Source organism: Mesorhizobium sp. L-2-11 (assembly GCF_016756595.1).
Taxonomy (GTDB): Bacteria; Pseudomonadota; Alphaproteobacteria; order Rhizobiales; family Rhizobiaceae; genus Mesorhizobium.
The window spans coordinates 1,487,224-1,501,191 of sequence record NZ_AP023257.1; the positions used below are offsets into that span (position 1 = coordinate 1,487,224).

Annotated in this window: 14 protein-coding genes; 9 read left to right on the forward strand and 5 right to left on the reverse strand. The window is 63.3% G+C overall.

Features of this window, described 5'->3' with window-relative positions; genetic code table 11:
- Positions 1 to 9: 9 nt before the first annotated feature.
- The 6 genes from JG739_RS07170 to JG739_RS07195 all read left to right on the forward strand — a co-directional run bounded on the left by JG739_RS07170 (position 10) and on the right by JG739_RS07195 (position 5,656).
- Positions 10 to 1,326, forward strand: coding sequence for an ABC transporter substrate-binding protein (locus JG739_RS07170; protein WP_202365858.1), 1,317 nt, complete (start codon positions 10 to 12; stop codon positions 1,324 to 1,326).
- Between the two features lie 66 nt (positions 1,327 to 1,392).
- Positions 1,393 to 2,298 (forward strand): carbohydrate ABC transporter permease, encoded by a 906-nt coding sequence (locus JG739_RS07175; protein WP_202365859.1) that lies wholly within the window; start codon positions 1,393 to 1,395, stop codon positions 2,296 to 2,298.
- A gap of 1 nt (position 2,299) precedes the next feature.
- The gene (locus JG739_RS07180) at positions 2,300 to 3,259 is read left to right on the forward strand and encodes a carbohydrate ABC transporter permease (protein ID WP_202365860.1); all 960 of its coding nucleotides are present in this window, start codon (positions 2,300 to 2,302) and stop codon (positions 3,257 to 3,259) included.
- Positions 3,256 to 3,465, forward strand: coding sequence for a hypothetical protein (locus JG739_RS07185; protein WP_202365861.1), 210 nt, complete (start codon positions 3,256 to 3,258; stop codon positions 3,463 to 3,465). Before JG739_RS07180 ends, JG739_RS07185 begins: the two co-directional genes overlap by 4 nt.
- The gene (locus tag JG739_RS07190; RefSeq protein WP_202365862.1) at positions 3,462 to 4,571 is read left to right on the forward strand and encodes an ABC transporter ATP-binding protein; all 1,110 of its coding nucleotides are present in this window, start codon (positions 3,462 to 3,464) and stop codon (positions 4,569 to 4,571) included. Before JG739_RS07185 ends, JG739_RS07190 begins: the two co-directional genes overlap by 4 nt.
- A complete protein-coding gene (locus tag JG739_RS07195) occupies positions 4,571 to 5,656 on the forward strand; it encodes an ABC transporter ATP-binding protein (RefSeq protein WP_202365863.1) in 1,086 nt (361 codons plus the stop codon). The genes JG739_RS07190 and JG739_RS07195 overlap by 1 nt, the downstream gene beginning before the upstream one ends.
- 34 nt (positions 5,657 to 5,690) lie before the next feature.
- Here the strand turns inward: JG739_RS07195 and JG739_RS07200 are convergent, their stop codons facing one another.
- A complete protein-coding gene (locus tag JG739_RS07200) occupies positions 5,691 to 6,662 on the reverse strand; it encodes an AraC family transcriptional regulator (RefSeq protein WP_202365864.1) in 972 nt (323 codons plus the stop codon).
- 92 nt (positions 6,663 to 6,754) lie between these two features.
- Between JG739_RS07200 and JG739_RS07205 the strand changes: the two genes are divergently transcribed.
- A complete protein-coding gene (locus JG739_RS07205; RefSeq protein ID WP_202365865.1) occupies positions 6,755 to 7,966 on the forward strand; it encodes an MFS transporter in 1,212 nt (403 codons plus the stop codon).
- A gap of 61 nt (positions 7,967 to 8,027) precedes the next feature.
- On the opposite strand, the gene JG739_RS07210 is transcribed toward JG739_RS07205, so the two are convergent.
- Positions 8,028 to 8,600: a TetR/AcrR family transcriptional regulator gene (locus tag JG739_RS07210; protein WP_202365866.1), complete on the reverse strand. Its 573-nt coding sequence runs from the start codon at positions 8,598 to 8,600 to the stop codon at positions 8,028 to 8,030.
- Between the two features lie 89 nt (positions 8,601 to 8,689).
- On the opposite strand from JG739_RS07210, the gene JG739_RS07215 reads away from it, so the two are divergent.
- A complete protein-coding gene (locus tag JG739_RS07215; protein WP_202365867.1) occupies positions 8,690 to 9,598 on the forward strand; it encodes an SDR family oxidoreductase in 909 nt (302 codons plus the stop codon).
- Between the two features lie 186 nt (positions 9,599 to 9,784).
- Positions 9,785 to 11,080 carry an amidase gene (locus JG739_RS07220; protein ID WP_202365868.1) on the forward strand — a complete coding sequence of 432 codons (1,296 nt, stop codon included), beginning with the start codon at positions 9,785 to 9,787 and terminating at the stop codon, positions 11,078 to 11,080.
- Positions 11,081 to 11,084: 4 nt separating this feature from the next.
- Here the strand turns inward: JG739_RS07220 and JG739_RS07225 are convergent, their stop codons facing one another.
- The 3 genes from JG739_RS07225 to JG739_RS07235 are packed head-to-tail and all read right to left on the reverse strand — an operon-like array spanning position 11,085 to position 13,955.
- Positions 11,085 to 12,065: a hydroxyacid dehydrogenase gene (locus tag JG739_RS07225; RefSeq protein ID WP_202365869.1), complete on the reverse strand. Its 981-nt coding sequence runs from the start codon at positions 12,063 to 12,065 to the stop codon at positions 11,085 to 11,087.
- Between the two features lies 1 nt (position 12,066).
- The gene (locus JG739_RS07230; protein WP_202365870.1) at positions 12,067 to 12,783 is read right to left on the reverse strand and encodes a FadR/GntR family transcriptional regulator; all 717 of its coding nucleotides are present in this window, start codon (positions 12,781 to 12,783) and stop codon (positions 12,067 to 12,069) included.
- Between the two features lie 2 nt (positions 12,784 to 12,785).
- Positions 12,786 to 13,955: a mandelate racemase/muconate lactonizing enzyme family protein gene (locus JG739_RS07235; protein ID WP_202365871.1), complete on the reverse strand. Its 1,170-nt coding sequence runs from the start codon at positions 13,953 to 13,955 to the stop codon at positions 12,786 to 12,788.
- Positions 13,956 to 13,968 lie beyond the last annotated feature (13 nt).

Genomic DNA, 13,968 nt, shown 5'->3' on the forward strand with positions numbered 1-13,968 from the left:
GAAATCATCATGCGCAAGACAGTGACCAGCATGCTTGCTGGTATCGGCTTAGTGCTCGCCTGCGGAACGTCCGTCTACGCGCAGGATAAGGAACTCACCATATTCTGGGCTGAATGGGATCCGGCGAACTATTTGCAGGAACTCGTCAACCTTTACGAAGCCGAGAGCGGCGTGAAGATCACGGTCGAGACGACGCCGTGGCCGGATTTCCAGACCAAGGCATTCACCGAGTTCAACGCCAAGGGTAGTGCCTACGACATGGTCGTCGGCGATTCCCAGTGGATTGGCGCGGCCTCCGAGGCAGGCCACTATGTCGACCTCACCGACTTCTTCAACGAGCACAACCTGAAGGAAGTGATGGCGCCGGCGACAGTGAAATACTACGCCGAATATCCGTCCAACTCCGGCAAATACTGGTCGATCCCGGCCGAGGGCGACGCGGTCGGCTGGTCCTATCGCAAGGACTGGTTCGAAGACCCGAAGGAGATGGAAGCCTTCAAGGCCAAGTACGGCTACGACCTCGGCGTGCCGAAGGACTGGAAGCAGCTGCGCGACATCGCCGAGTTCTTCCACCGGCCCGACGAAAAGCGCTACGGCGTCGCCATCTACACCGACAACTCCTATGACGCTCTGGTGATGGGCGTCGAGAACGCCATTTTCTCCTTCGGCGGCGAGCTTGGCGACTATGCCACTTACAAGGTCGACGGGATCATCAACTCCGAGCAGAACGTCAAGGCGCTCGAGGCCTACAAGGAACTCTATTCCTTCACCCCTCCTGGTTGGGCCAAGGCCTTCTTCATCGAGGACAACCAGGCGATCACCGAAAACCTGGCGGCGATGAGCATGAACTACTTCGCCTTCTTCCCGGCGCTCATCAACGAAGCCTCGAACCCGAATGCCAAGGTCACCGGCTTCTTCGCCAACCCTCCAGGACCGAACGGCGACCAGTTCGCCGCGCTCGGCGGCCAGGGCATCTCCGTCATCTCCTATTCACAGAATCAGGAAGAGGCGATGAAGTTCCTGGAATGGTTCATCAAGGACGAGACGCAGAAGAAATGGGCGGAACTCGGCGGTTATACGGCAAGCGCCAAGGTGCTCGAGTCGCCTGAATTCCAGAACGCCACGCCCTACAACAAGGCCTTCTACGAAACCATGTTCAAGGTGAAGGACTTCTGGGCGACGCCGGAATATGCCGAGCTGCTCATCCAGATGAACCAGCGCGTCTATCCGTACATCACCGGCGGTCAGGGCACGGCCAAGGAAGTGCTCGATGCGCTCGCCGCGGACTGGAACGCGACGTTCAAGAAATACAACCGCGTGAAGTAAACGGCACTAACGCTCGGAGGGGGCGGGAGCCCGCCCCTTCCGTTTTCTTTTCCGGAGGAACGGGCCTTGGCCACTGCAGTCATGACCACGCTGGATCCCAAGTCGCGCTCCGCCGCCCGCGGCATGAGCGACCTAACGATCCGCAATCTCTTCATCATTCCGACGATCGTTTTCCTGATCGTGTTCAACATCTTTCCATTGCTCTATTCGCTCGGCTATTCGTTCACCGACTTTCGCGCATCGAGCGCGGCACCGGCCAATTTCGTCGGACTGCAGAATTACCGCGAGCTGCTCAACGACCTGTTCATCTGGTCGAATTTCGCCATCACCGCTAAATATGTCATCGTCTCGGTGGTCGGCCAGGTCCTCGTCGGCTTCGGCGTGGCGTTGCTGCTCAACCGCGATATCCCGCTGAAGGGCCTGCTGACGACACTGCTGCTGTTGCCGATGATGCTGTCGATGGCTGTCGTCGGCCTGTTCTGGAAACTGCTCTACGATCCGTCCTTCGGCATCATCAACTATACGCTCGGCCTCGGCTCCTTCGAGTGGCTGTCCAACCCCGACATGGCGCTCTACGCGGTTGCTATCACCGATATCTGGATGTGGTCGCCCTTCGTCATGCTGCTGTCGCTCGCCGGCCTGTCGGCGGTACCGAAGCACCTCTATGAGGCGGCCGCGATCGACCGCGCCGGGTCGTTCTATACCTTCTTTCGCATTACGCTGCCCCTGGTCGCGCCGATCCTGATGATCGCGATCATCTTTCGCACCATGGAGGCGTTCAAGACCTTCGATCTTGCCTACATCCTGACCAGCCAGCCAACCACCGAGGTGATCTCGATCCGGCTCTACAAGATGGCGTTCCAGGAATGGCAGACCGGGCGCTCCTGCGCGCTCGCCTACATCGTGCTGATCATGATCCTGGCGATCACCAACATCTACGTCAAATACCTGAACAAGGTGAAGGAGCGCTAGAATGGCCGCCGTCACCACCTCTACCGAGCGTTCGCTCAACAAGCTCGCCATCGTCGGCGTGCTGATCGTCACGATTATCTTCCTGGCGCCGATCTACTGGATAGCCTCCACCGCGTTCAAGCCGCGCAACCTCGCCACCACCATCCCGCCGACGGTGGTCTTCCAGCCGGAGATATCGCCCTTCGTCAAGCTGTTCACCAAGCGCTCGCAACTGCGCACAGCGCCGACGCCGGAACAATACGCCGCGGCCCCGTGGTGGGAGCGGCTGGTGTTTGACGGCGGCGAGAAGGTGGTGCGCTCGGGCCGGGGCGAGGTTCAGTGGTCCGGCTATCCGAGCCGCTTCATGAATTCGCTGATCGTGGCCATCACCTCGACGATCCTCGCCGTCGGCATGGGCACTTTCACGGCCTACGGGTTCTCGCGCTTCAAGGTAAAGGGGGAACAGGACCTGCTGTTCTTCATCCTGTCGACGCGCATGCTGCCGCCGGTGGTGGTGGCGATCCCGATGTTCCTGATGTACCGGGCGGTCGGCCTCAACGACACGCATTGGGGCCTGATCATCCTCTACACCGCCTTCAACCTCAGCTTCTCTGTATGGCTGATGAAGGGGTTCATGGACGAAATTCCGAAGGAGTACGAGGAGGCAGCACTCGTCGACGGCTATACGCGCATGGAGGCGTTCTTCAAGATCGTACTGCCGGAGGCGGCTACTGGCATCGCCGCCACCGCCGTGTTCTGCTTCATCACCGCGTGGAACGAATATGCCTTCGCACTGATTATGACCAACCGGCGCGCCCAGACCGCGCCGCCGTTCATTCCAAGCCAGGTCGGGTCCGGTCTGTCCGACTGGACGGTGATCGCGGCCGGCACCTTCCTGTTCCTGCTGCCGGTCGCCATCTTCACCTTCCTGTTGCGCAACCACCTGCTGCGCGGCATGTCATTCGGAGCGATCCGCAAATGATCCGCCATGCTACAATCCAGCGCACGGCCGAGATCGTGATGGTGCTCGGCATCATCGCGCTCTGCCAGCCGTGGAATCTCTTCCTGCACCGCTACGGGCTGACGATCATCATCGTCGGGCTGCTGACGTTCATGATCACCGGCTGGGTCGGTCCAAGGCAGAGGCCGCAGGCGACCGCCGCGCCGGAAAAAGAAGGTCACCCATGACCCAGATCGAGCTTCGTAGCGTCCAGAAATTCTTTGGCGCCGTCCAGGTCATCAAGGACCTTAATCTCAAGATCGACGACAACGAGTTCATCGTGCTGCTCGGCCAGTCGGGCTGCGGCAAGACGACGACGCTTCGCGCCATCGCCGGGCTGGAGACGATCGACGGCGGCGATGTCCTCATCGACGGCAAGCCGGTCCAGCATCTCAAGGCTGCCGACCGCGACATCGCCATGGTTTTCCAGTCGTTCTCGCTCTATCCGCACATGAGCGTCTACGAGAATATCGCTTTTCCGTTGCGGGCCATGCGCAAGAGCAAGGCGGAGATCGACGGCGAGGTGCGCTCGGTCGCCAAAGTGCTGCAGATATCCGACCTGCTCGGCAAGAAGCCGTCGGCGCTGTCGGGTGGCGACATGCAGCGCGTGGCGATCGGCCGGGCGCTGGTGCGGCGGCCGAAGGCGATGCTGATGGACGAGCCGATCGGCGCGCTCGATGCCAAGCTGCGCGAGGAGATGCGCGCTGAGATCAAGCGGCTGCACATCAAGCAGGGCTCGACCACCATCTACGTCACCCACGACCAGATCGAGGCGATGAGCCTTGCCGACCGCATCGTCATCATGCATGAGGGCGTTCTGCAACAGGTAGGCAGCCCATCGGAAGTGTATAAGCGCCCGGCCAATCTGTTCGTCGCGCAATTCGTTGGTTCGCCTGTGATGAACGTCGCCAAGGCGGCGGTGACGATGAACGGTTCGGGCGCCAGGGTCACCGTCGACGGGGCCGCGGAAGGGTTCCTTTTCCCGACCGAACTGGTCGGCCAGCTCGACGCCGCGAACGTCGGGCAGGACCGCTTGGCACTCGGCATCCGCCCCGAAGGCGTGATGGTCTCGCGCGAGGCGGCGGACGGTTATCTGCCGGTCGAGGCACACATCATCGAACCGCTTGGCTCCTACGATATCGTCGACCTCAAGGTCGGGGCCCAGATGTTGCGCGCCCGGACCCGTTCCGGTTTCGTCGGCAAGGCGGGGGTTCAGGTCTTCGCCAAGCTCGACCCGGCGCAGGCGCATTTCTTCGACACGGCAAGCGGCGATTCGCTGGGGGTGAGACTCTGATGGCCCATATCCAGCTCAAGAACATCTCGAAGAGATTCGGCAATCACACCGCATTGGCCGGGCTCAATCTCGACATTGCCGACGGCGAGTTTTTCGTGCTGCTCGGAGAGACCGGCGCCGGCAAGACGACGACGCTGCGCATGATTGCCGGCCTGGAAAAGCCGGACGAGGGGCAGATATTCATCGACGGCGCCGATGTCGCTGACTGGGGGGCGGCCGAGCGCGACGTGGCGCTGGTTCTGCAGCAATACTCGCTCTATCCGCGCTACACGGTGCGCGAAAACCTCGAATTTCCGCTGAAGCCGAAAATCCGCCGCATCGAGCCCGACGAGATCAAGACGCGCGTCGACCGTGTTGCCAGGACCTTGCGTATCGAGCATCTGCTCGACCGCAAGACGGATCGCCTCTCTGGCGGCGAGATGCAGCGCGTCTCGATTGGTCGCGCCATCGTCAGGAAGCCGCGCGTATTCCTGATGGATGAGCCGCTGTCGGCACTTGATGCCAAGCTGCGCGAGGCGCTGCGCACGGAACTGAAGAACATCCAGATGAACCTTGGCCAGACCTTCCTGTTCGTGACGCACGATCAGATCGAGGCGATGTCGATGGGCGACAAGGTTGGCGTGCTCAACCATGGCCGCATCGTCCAGACCGGCACGCCGTATGAGATCTACAACAATCCGCGCGACACCTATGTGGCGAGCTTCGTCGGCTCGCCGCCGATGAACCTCATCGACGGCAAGCTCGTCGATGGCCGCGCGGTGATGGCGCCGCTGAACTTCGAATTGCCTTTTGCGGGGGGTACCAGGACGAGCGCTTCGACCGACGGTCGCCCGCTCGTCTTCGGTATTCGTCCCGAGGATGTCTATCTCGATAGCGGGGCGCCGGTGGAAGCGCGCGTCCACGATGTCGAGAACCATGGCGTCGAAAAGATTTTGACGCTGCGGGTCGGCGACGCCATGCTGCGGGCCACGGTGCCGGCCAGAACCGACGTCGAGATCGAGCAGCCGGTGCGCTTTGCCTGGGATCCGGGCAAGGTGGTGCTGTTCGACAAGGGTACCGGGATAAGCCTTCGTCACGCAGGCTAAGGTGCGTCTACGGCTTGAAGCCCTCTGGCCAGGCTTAGCCGGCTTGACGGGTCTCAGCCTGTTCCTCGGCCCGGAAATGGCTGGGAGCCGATCCGATGACGCGCTTGAACGCCCGACTGAACGACGCGTCGGATTCATAGCCCAGGCGTGCGGCGACGACGGAAATCTTCAACCGATCGCGGACCAGCCATTGCCGTGCCTGGTGCATTCTCACCTGAGTGACATATTTAGCCGGCGTTTCGCCGACGATCGTCGCGAAGCGCTCGGCGAAGCCCGACCGGGAGGCGCCCATCATCCTGGCCAGGGTTTCCACCGTCCAGTCGCGGTCCGGTTCGAGATGGATCGCGGCCAGCACGCGGCCGATCTCGCGGTCTCTCACCGCGGCGATCCATCCGGACGAGTCGCCGCAGCCGCGCTCGACCCATGAGCGGATGACGGTGGCGGCCAGCACATCGGCAAGCCGTGCCAGGATGCCGCCGGAGCCGACGCGCTCCATCGTCACTTCGCGCGCCATGGCCTCCAGCAGATGCGGGATGCCGGGTTCATAGGCCTCCAACTCGTGCGCGCGCATGACATCCGGCATCATGCCGAGCAATGGGTGCAAACCGTCGAGATTGAAATACATGCTGCCGAAAAACAGCAGCGTCCCCGGCCGGTAGCCTTCGTTCGATAGGCAGTAAACGCCCTTGCAGACCTCGGCGACCTCGTAGCCCTGGATTGGCGAAGCGTCGGTGCCCGGCTCGCTCGCCAGGACATGTGCCGCACCGCGCGGCAGCAGCACCGCGTCGCCAGCCTTGAGTTCCACCCATTCGCCGGAGGGCTGCAGCAGCCAGCATCCCTTGCGGCCGATGAAATGAAACCGCGCCGCCGTCTGGGCCGGAAACTGGAGGCCCCAGGGCTCCTGCATTTCACAGCGGCCGTATTCGACGCCGTCGAGCCGTAACCCGCGCAAAATGTCTGTCAGCGGATCGCCGGTGACCGGAACTCTGGACGAATGGTCAAGCATGATGGCGTTTCTAGCATGGAAACTCCAGACCGTCACTCCCTATGTTGCACTGCAGCCAGATGCTGCACTGCAACCAGATCGGAGATCCAACCATGGCAGAACCCGCGACAGGCGTCATCGACGCCGTTCTCGATCCCGCGGAAACCGACGAACGAGCCGAGCCGGCATGGGGGGCGGTCGTATCGCTCGCGCTCGGCGTCTTTGGACTGGTGACCGCAGAATTCCTGCCCGCCAGCCTGCTGACGCCGCTGGCACAGGACCTCGGCATATCGGAAGGCACGGCCGGCCAGGCGGTGACGGCAACGGCCGTCGTCGGCGCAATAGCCGCCCCGACCATGGCCATCGTCACCAGACGGCTGGACCGCAGGCTGGTCATGTGGGGACTGACGCTGCTGCTGATCCTGTCGAACCTGCTGGCAGCGTTTGCCTCCTCGTTTCCCGTTCTTCTGGTCGCCCGCATCATGCTCGGGATCAGCCTCGGCGGCTTCTGGTCGATGTCGGCGGCCATGGCGATGCGGCTTGTTCCGATGCGACTGATGCCGCGCGCCATGTCGATAATTCTCACCGGCGTTTCGGTGGCGACCGTCTGCGCGGCCCCGGTCGGCGCCTATGTCGGCGACGTCTGGGGATGGCGAACCGCTTTCATGATCGCGGCCGTTGTCAGCGCCCTGGCGCTGCTGATGCAGGTCGCCACCCTGCCGAAGCTGCCGCCGGCGGGTGTGGCAAGCTTTCGGACCCTGTTTGAAGTGCTGAAGCGGCCGATGATCAGGGTTGCGCTGCTGGTGGTGCTGCTGGTTGCCTCGGGACACTTTGCCGGCTTTACCTATGTCCGCCCGTTTCTCGAGAAGGTGCCCGCACTGGATATCGAGACGATCTCGCTTGTGTTGCTCGCCTATGGCATTGGCGGCTTCTTCGGCAATTTTGCCGGCGGGTTCATGGCAGAGCGCAGCCTCAAGACCGCGGTGGGCCTTGCGCCGATGCTGATTGCGGTCGCAGCACTTCTGCTGCTGACCATCGGCGCCTCGCCTGCGGCGGCGGCGATTGCGGTGGCCGCCTGGGGGTTTGCCTTTGGCGCGGTCCCAGTCGGGCTGCAAACCTGGCTGGTGCGAGCCGCTCCCGACCAGGCCGAAAGCGCCGGCGGGCTGATGGTCGCCACGTTCCAGGTGGCGATCGCACTGGGTGCTGTATTCGGCGGCCTGCTGGTCGACAATGCCGGCGTTGCCAGCGCGTTCGCCTATTGCGGGATCGCGACGTTGCTGGCGGCCCTGGCGGCGTTTTTGCTTGGCCCGAGGAGCACTACCTAAGCCATCCGCACGTGCGTCCAACGTAGGACGCCTCTTGCCTCCAAGCAATGGCCCGAAAACCTCATGGTTTTCGGGCCGTGGCGATTGCGGCGACGAAACGGCCCAAACTGTCTTCGACATAGGATGCAACTTCGACTTTCGGGTCGAAACTCCACCAAAGCAGCGAACCTTGCCAGTGCGATGCCATCAGCAGGCCGACGTCTGACGGCGTGTTGACGACCGAAGCAAAGCAAGAGTCGAGGATGCTGCACAGGGATGTCCTCCACGACGCCCCGCGCGCGCGAAGCACTGGATCGCGTAGATCTTCGCGCAGGACGAGCAGGCCCTCGGCATAGGATTCGATGCCGCCATAGTCACGCGACAGCGCCACCAGCAACTCGATCGCGCCAGCAGGGGTCCTCTGTGTCGCGTTGGCCAGCTTTGTCGTCTTCTCGTCCAGCCGGTCCCATGCCTGCAACAGGGTTCTTTGCCTGAGCGCGGCCTTGTTCCCGAAACGCTGCACTAGGGTCGAGCCGGAAAGGCCGCAAGTTTTCGACAGCCGTTCGAATGTGAGTGCCTCCGGGCCATGCTCGTGGATCAACCTGTGTGCCGCTTCCAGCACCTGCTCGTCGGATTGCGTTTTTCGCCGAGGCACCTTGACATCCATTTATAACCGAATGATCATTTATATATCGCGGTATTGAAGAAAGCCAGTGTTTGGTTGGTCAGAGTCTGGAGATTTCAATGACACTTGCGGGAAAAGTTGCCCTGGTCGCTGGCGCAACGCGTGGTGCGGGGAGAGGCATTGCGGTCGAACTGGGTGCCGCGGGCGCGACGGTCTACGTCACCGGGCGGACAACACGCACGCATCAGTCCGAATACACCCGCCCGGAAACCATCGAGGAAACCGCGGAGTCCGTTTCAGCGCAAGGCGGCCATGGCATCGCTGTGCAAGTCGATCATCTGGTTGCGGAGGATGTGCGCAAGCTGGTCGACCGGATACGTGCCGAGCAGGGCCGCCTCGATGTGCTGGTCAACGACATCTGGGGCGGCGAGAAACTGTTCGAATGGAACAAGCCGGTTTGGGAGCATGATCTCACGAATGGTTTGCGCATGCTGCGGCTGGGCGTCGACACGCATCTGATCACCGCGCATTACGCGCTGCCGCTTCTGATTGAGCGCCCGGGGGGCCTGCTTGTCGAAGTCACCGACGGCACAGCCGAGTATAATGCAGCCCACTATCGGCTTTCCCCGTTCTACGACCTTGCCAAAGTGTCGGTGACCCGCATGGCCTGGGCCCATGCCCAGGACCTTGCCCCGCACGGCGCTACCTCGATTTCGCTGACACCCGGCTGGCTGCGTTCGGAAATGATGTTGGAAGCTTTTGGGGTGACCGAGGATAACTGGCGTGATGCGACAGCGAAAGTGCCGCATTTTGCCATCTCGGAGACGCCGCGCTTCGTCGGGCGCGCGGTGGCGGCGCTTGCTGCGGACCCGGATCGTTCGCGCTGGAACGGACAGTCGCTGTCGAGTGGCGGGCTGGCGCAGGTCTACGGTTTTACCGATCTCGACGGCTCGCGGCCCGACGCGTGGCGCTACGTTCCCGAGGTTCAGGACGCCGGCAAACCAGCCGATGCGACTGGCTATCGCTAATGCATGTCGCGCAAAAGCATGCCCTCGGGCCTGACCCGAGGGTGTGCAGCGGTTTTGCGATAACGACATGCATAAAACAACAACCTAAAGCGCGTCGCATGAGGCCGGTCAAACGCGACGCGCTTTAGAGCTGTCGCTGTCAGTGTGCAGGGCTGTTCGGGCGACAATAAAAAAGTAGACTGAGCCATGCTGTCAGCCCGCGACCGCCTCGAAGCCGTTCTTTCGCGTCTCACCGTCCGCGCCGACAATGAAAGCGTGTTCGTAAAACTCTATCCGGAAGCCGCACGAGCAGCAGCCGAGGCCGCCGATGCCAGGCGCAGAGCCGGCGTGACGCTCGGGCCACTCGACGGAACAATTCTGTCGATCAAGGACCTGTTCGACGTCGCCGGCGAGCCGACTACGGCCGGATCGTTGTTGCTAAGCACCGCGGCGCCGGCGCAGCGGGATGCCGTCATCGTGCGGCGGCTGCGGCAAGCTGGCGCGGTGATCTTCGGCAAGACCAACATGACCGAATTCGCCTTCACCGCGATCGGCGTCAATCCGCATTACGGCACGCCCGGCAATGCGACCGATGCCGGCCGGATTGCCGGCGGCTCATCCTCCGGCGCCGGTGTTTCCGTTGCCGAAGGCACGAGCGAGATCTCGATCGGTTCCGACACTGGCGGTTCGGTGCGCATTCCGGCATCGCTGAACGGTGTCGTCGGCTTCAAGCCGACGGCGCGGCGGGTATCCCGCGATGGCGTCTTCCCGCTGTCCGACACGCTCGATTCCATCGGCCCACTTGCCCGCACCGTCGCCGAATGTGCGGCAGCCGACTCGGTGATGGCGGGTCAGGAGTTCGCGGCACTTGTTCCGCTTCAGCTTGCCGGACTGCGCATCGGCGTTCCGCGCGGCGTGCTCTTCGAGGATACGGAAGAAGAGGTCTCGGCAGCGTTCGATCGGTGTGTTCGCACGCTGGAACTCGCCGGTGCACGCCTCGCTGATCTGTCCATCGATCATCTGCTTGCCGATTTGCGCGCGGTAACCAGGCGGGCCTCGATCGCGGCAATGGAAGGCGCCGCGGTCCATGCAGATTGGCTGGCGACAGGAGCGACGACGCCGGTCGATCCGCGGGTGAGCGAGCCGTTGTCGCGCGCCGCCGCCGTGCCGGCCACGGCCTATATAAGGGCAATCCGCCGCCGCACCGCGCTTGTCGCCGCCATGGACGAGCGGCTGGCGTCGGTCGATGTGCTGGTCCTGCCGACCACGCCGGTCACCGCGCCGACCATCGTGTCGATGACCGGCGACGAAGCTCTGGGCGAGCACACGGAAGGCCTTCTGCTACGCAACACGCAGGTCGCGAACCAGTTCGACCTCTGCGCGATCTCGCTGCCGATGCCGGGAATGGCGCGCCCGGCCGGGCTGATGCTGGTGGCGCGCCACGGCGACGACCACCGTCTGCTGCGCATTGCGGCGGAGGTCGAGGAACTGCTGGGCGCTTGAGACGCTACGCGTCGGCCGGGAACCGTCGCCGGTAGTGCTCGACCACTTCGGGATTGCGCAGATTGACCGGCAATTTGTCGGCCAGCACCCGCAGGGTTTCATCAGCCGAACCAACGCCCATGCGCATCATCGATTGCTCGGTGATGCCGGCCATATGCGGTGTGACGATGACATTGTCGAAGCCGAAATAGGGGTGATTGGGCGGCAGCGGCTGCGTCGCAAAGACATCGAGCGCGGCACCGCCGATACGATCCTTCTGCAATGCTTCGATCAGCGCCTCGTCGTCGATCACCGGCCCGCGCGAAATGTTGATCAGCAGCGCATCCGGCTTCATTCGACCGATACGCTCGCGGTTGATCAGGCCGCGCGTCTCCGCTGTCAGCGGGCAGCACAGAACGACGATGTCGCTCTGCTCGATCAGCGCATCGATCGACAGGAACCCGACCCTGTCCGGCGCCGGCCTCATGCTGCGCGTCGTCGCCACCACGTTCAGGTCGAAACCATGCGCCGCGATGTGGCCGACTGCCTGTCCGATGGCGCCGAAGCCGACAATGCCGATCGTCTTGCCGGCGAGCTCGCTGGCGGGAATGGTGTGATCGCGGCCGGCCAGCCAGCCCCTCGCCCGCAAGTCGCGGTCGACCATGCGGAAACGCCGCAGCAGCGCCAGGGCGGCGAACATCACGTATTCGGCGACCGAGCGCGCATTGACCGCCGGCACGTTTGCCACCAGCACGCCGGCCGCCGTGGCGGCTTCCATGGGGACCATGTCGAGCCCGGCGCCGTGGCGGATCGCCGCCCGGAGCTTTGTCGCCCGTTCGAAAAGCGCCGATGGCAGCGGGGCGCGAACGATGATGATATCGGCGTCCCTCGCCTCAGTCGCCAGCGTGTCGGCATCGAGGGCGGAGGCGACGACGAGTTCGCCGGCGCCGGTCAGCATGGCGGAGGCGCGCGGGTGCAGCGTGTGTGTCGTCAGGATCTTAGGCATGTCAGACCGGTTCGAGCGCTGGGCTGTTAGGTTCTGCCCCACCACCCTCGATCAGGCCTTTCCAGTAGCTCTCCGCGCCTTGCAGATGGGCGCTCATCAGCGCCTGGGCGAGATTGCCGTCGCGGCGCAGCAGCGCCTCGTAGATCTGGATGTGCTCGGCATGCGAGCGCATGCTGCGTTCGGGATCGTTGAAGTAGATCGGCAGGCGTTGCTCGCCCATCAAGTAATAGAGGCTGCATATGTTGTGAAAAACGCTGTTCTTGGTTGCCCGCACGATCTCAAGGTGAAATTCGCGGTCCTCCTTGGCGAGGCCCTCGCCCGCCGCAATGCGCTCTTCCGAAGCCTTCAGGATTTCGCGCAGCCGTTCGAAATTTTCCTCGGTGGCGCGCGAGCAGGCAAGCTCGGCGGCCTTGATCTCGTGGATCTTGCGCAACTCGACCGTCTCGTAGATCTGGATCGGATCGAGCGGCAGGCCGGCCCTGGCAAAAAGCGCCATCGCCTCGACACTGGCCTGCTTGGTGTCGATGTAGATGCCGGACTTGGCCCGGCGCTCGACGATGCGCATGGCTTCGAGGATGGCCAGCGCCTCGCGGATCTGGCCGCGGCTGACGGCGAAATGCTCCGCCAGTTCACGCTCTGACGGCGTTCGGCCGGTCGCCTTGTCGGAGTGGGAGAACAGATAGGCGGCGAGTTCCGCGAGAAGGTTCTTTTCTTTCATGATCAGCCGCGTAGCGCGTGCGCCTCCAGGAACCGTTCCGAAAGGGTGAATCCCAGTCCAGGCTTCTCGGGGATCGCTATCATACCGTCCTTTGCTTCGACAGTCTCCTCGATCAGGTCGTGGATCATCGGATTGGCGCCGAGCGAAAATTCGACGGTAAAGCTAGCCGGCGAAGCAGCGCAGACATGCAGCCCGGCAAAGAAGCAAGGCGCCCCGGCCCACAGATGCGGCGCGAAGCGCAGATTGAAGGCGCTGGCGATGGTGCCGATCTTCATCGCCTCGCTGATGCCGCCGCAGAAGGCGGGGTCAGGCTGGAAGATGTCGGCAGCCTTGAGCGTGGCGAGGTCGCGGAAGGCGTAGCGCGTCGCTTCGCTTTCGCCGGTGGCGATCGGGATGGAGCCGGACGCCCGCACTTCGGCCATGCCGGGCTTGTCGTCGGCGATGACCGGCTCCTCGAACCAGGCCAGATCGAGATCGCCGGCGAGCTGGATGAAGCGTTTGGCTTCCGCCACCGTATAGGTGCCGTGCGCATCGACCATCAGGTCGACTTCGGGGCCGAGCGCCTGTCTTGCGGCGCGGACGCGGGCGGCGGAATTGTGCGGAGCGCCGTCCATCGCGCCGATCCGCATCTTCAGCGCCTTGAAGCCGCCCTTGGCGATATAGGATTTCAACTGCTCGCCGATCGCCTCGGTGGAGGCCCAGCCGCCGGACGCATAGGCCGGCATGCGGTCAAGCTTGCGGCCGCCGAGCAGCCGCCAGACCGGAAGCCCCAACGACTTGCCCAGAATATCCCACAATGCGATGTCGACGGCGCTGATTGCGGCGACGCTGATGCCGCGCCGCGCCAGTTGCGGCATGGCGTGGCCGCTTTGCGCGGCGCTGTCGTGGCGCACGCCGTTGTAGAGCATCTCCCAGATCACCCCGATGTCGGCCGGATCGCAGCCGATCAACTGCGGGCCGATCTCGTGGTTGAGCATGTGGACAAGGGCGCCATAGCTGCCGGTGCTGCCGGCGGCATTCTTGCCTTCGCCCCAGCCGACCAGCCCATCGGCGGTCTCGATACGCAGGATCGCGGCGTCGAACGTCGTCACCTGACCGAAGTCGCTGCGGTGCTGCCGTGCGGCTTCGATCGGTATGCGGACCCACCAGGCTTGGACCGTCTTGATGCGCATGTTCATCCCCGGC

What these genes read in the sequence shown, in the direction of transcription:
- JG739_RS07170 (WP_202365858.1), top strand. Translation starts at nt 10, where the DNA reads ATGCGCAAGACAGTGACCAGCATGCTTGCTGGTATCGGCTTAGTGCTC.
- JG739_RS07180 (WP_202365860.1), top strand. Translation starts at nt 2,300, where the DNA reads ATGGCCGCCGTCACCACCTCTACCGAGCGTTCGCTCAACAAGCTCGCC.
- JG739_RS07185 (WP_202365861.1), top strand. Translation starts at nt 3,256, where the DNA reads ATGATCCGCCATGCTACAATCCAGCGCACGGCCGAGATCGTGATGGTG.
- JG739_RS07190 (WP_202365862.1), top strand. Translation starts at nt 3,462, where the DNA reads ATGACCCAGATCGAGCTTCGTAGCGTCCAGAAATTCTTTGGCGCCGTC.
- JG739_RS07195 (WP_202365863.1), top strand. Translation starts at nt 4,571, where the DNA reads ATGGCCCATATCCAGCTCAAGAACATCTCGAAGAGATTCGGCAATCAC.
- JG739_RS07200 (WP_202365864.1), bottom strand. Translation starts at nt 6,662, where the DNA reads ATGCTTGACCATTCGTCCAGAGTTCCGGTCACCGGCGATCCGCTGACA.
- JG739_RS07205 (WP_202365865.1), top strand. Translation starts at nt 6,755, where the DNA reads ATGGCAGAACCCGCGACAGGCGTCATCGACGCCGTTCTCGATCCCGCG.
- JG739_RS07215 (WP_202365867.1), top strand. Translation starts at nt 8,690, where the DNA reads ATGACACTTGCGGGAAAAGTTGCCCTGGTCGCTGGCGCAACGCGTGGT.
- JG739_RS07220 (WP_202365868.1), top strand. Translation starts at nt 9,785, where the DNA reads ATGCTGTCAGCCCGCGACCGCCTCGAAGCCGTTCTTTCGCGTCTCACC.
- JG739_RS07225 (WP_202365869.1), bottom strand. Translation starts at nt 12,065, where the DNA reads ATGCCTAAGATCCTGACGACACACACGCTGCACCCGCGCGCCTCCGCC.
- JG739_RS07230 (WP_202365870.1), bottom strand. Translation starts at nt 12,783, where the DNA reads ATGAAAGAAAAGAACCTTCTCGCGGAACTCGCCGCCTATCTGTTCTCC.
- JG739_RS07235 (WP_202365871.1), bottom strand. Translation starts at nt 13,955, where the DNA reads ATGCGCATCAAGACGGTCCAAGCCTGGTGGGTCCGCATACCGATCGAA.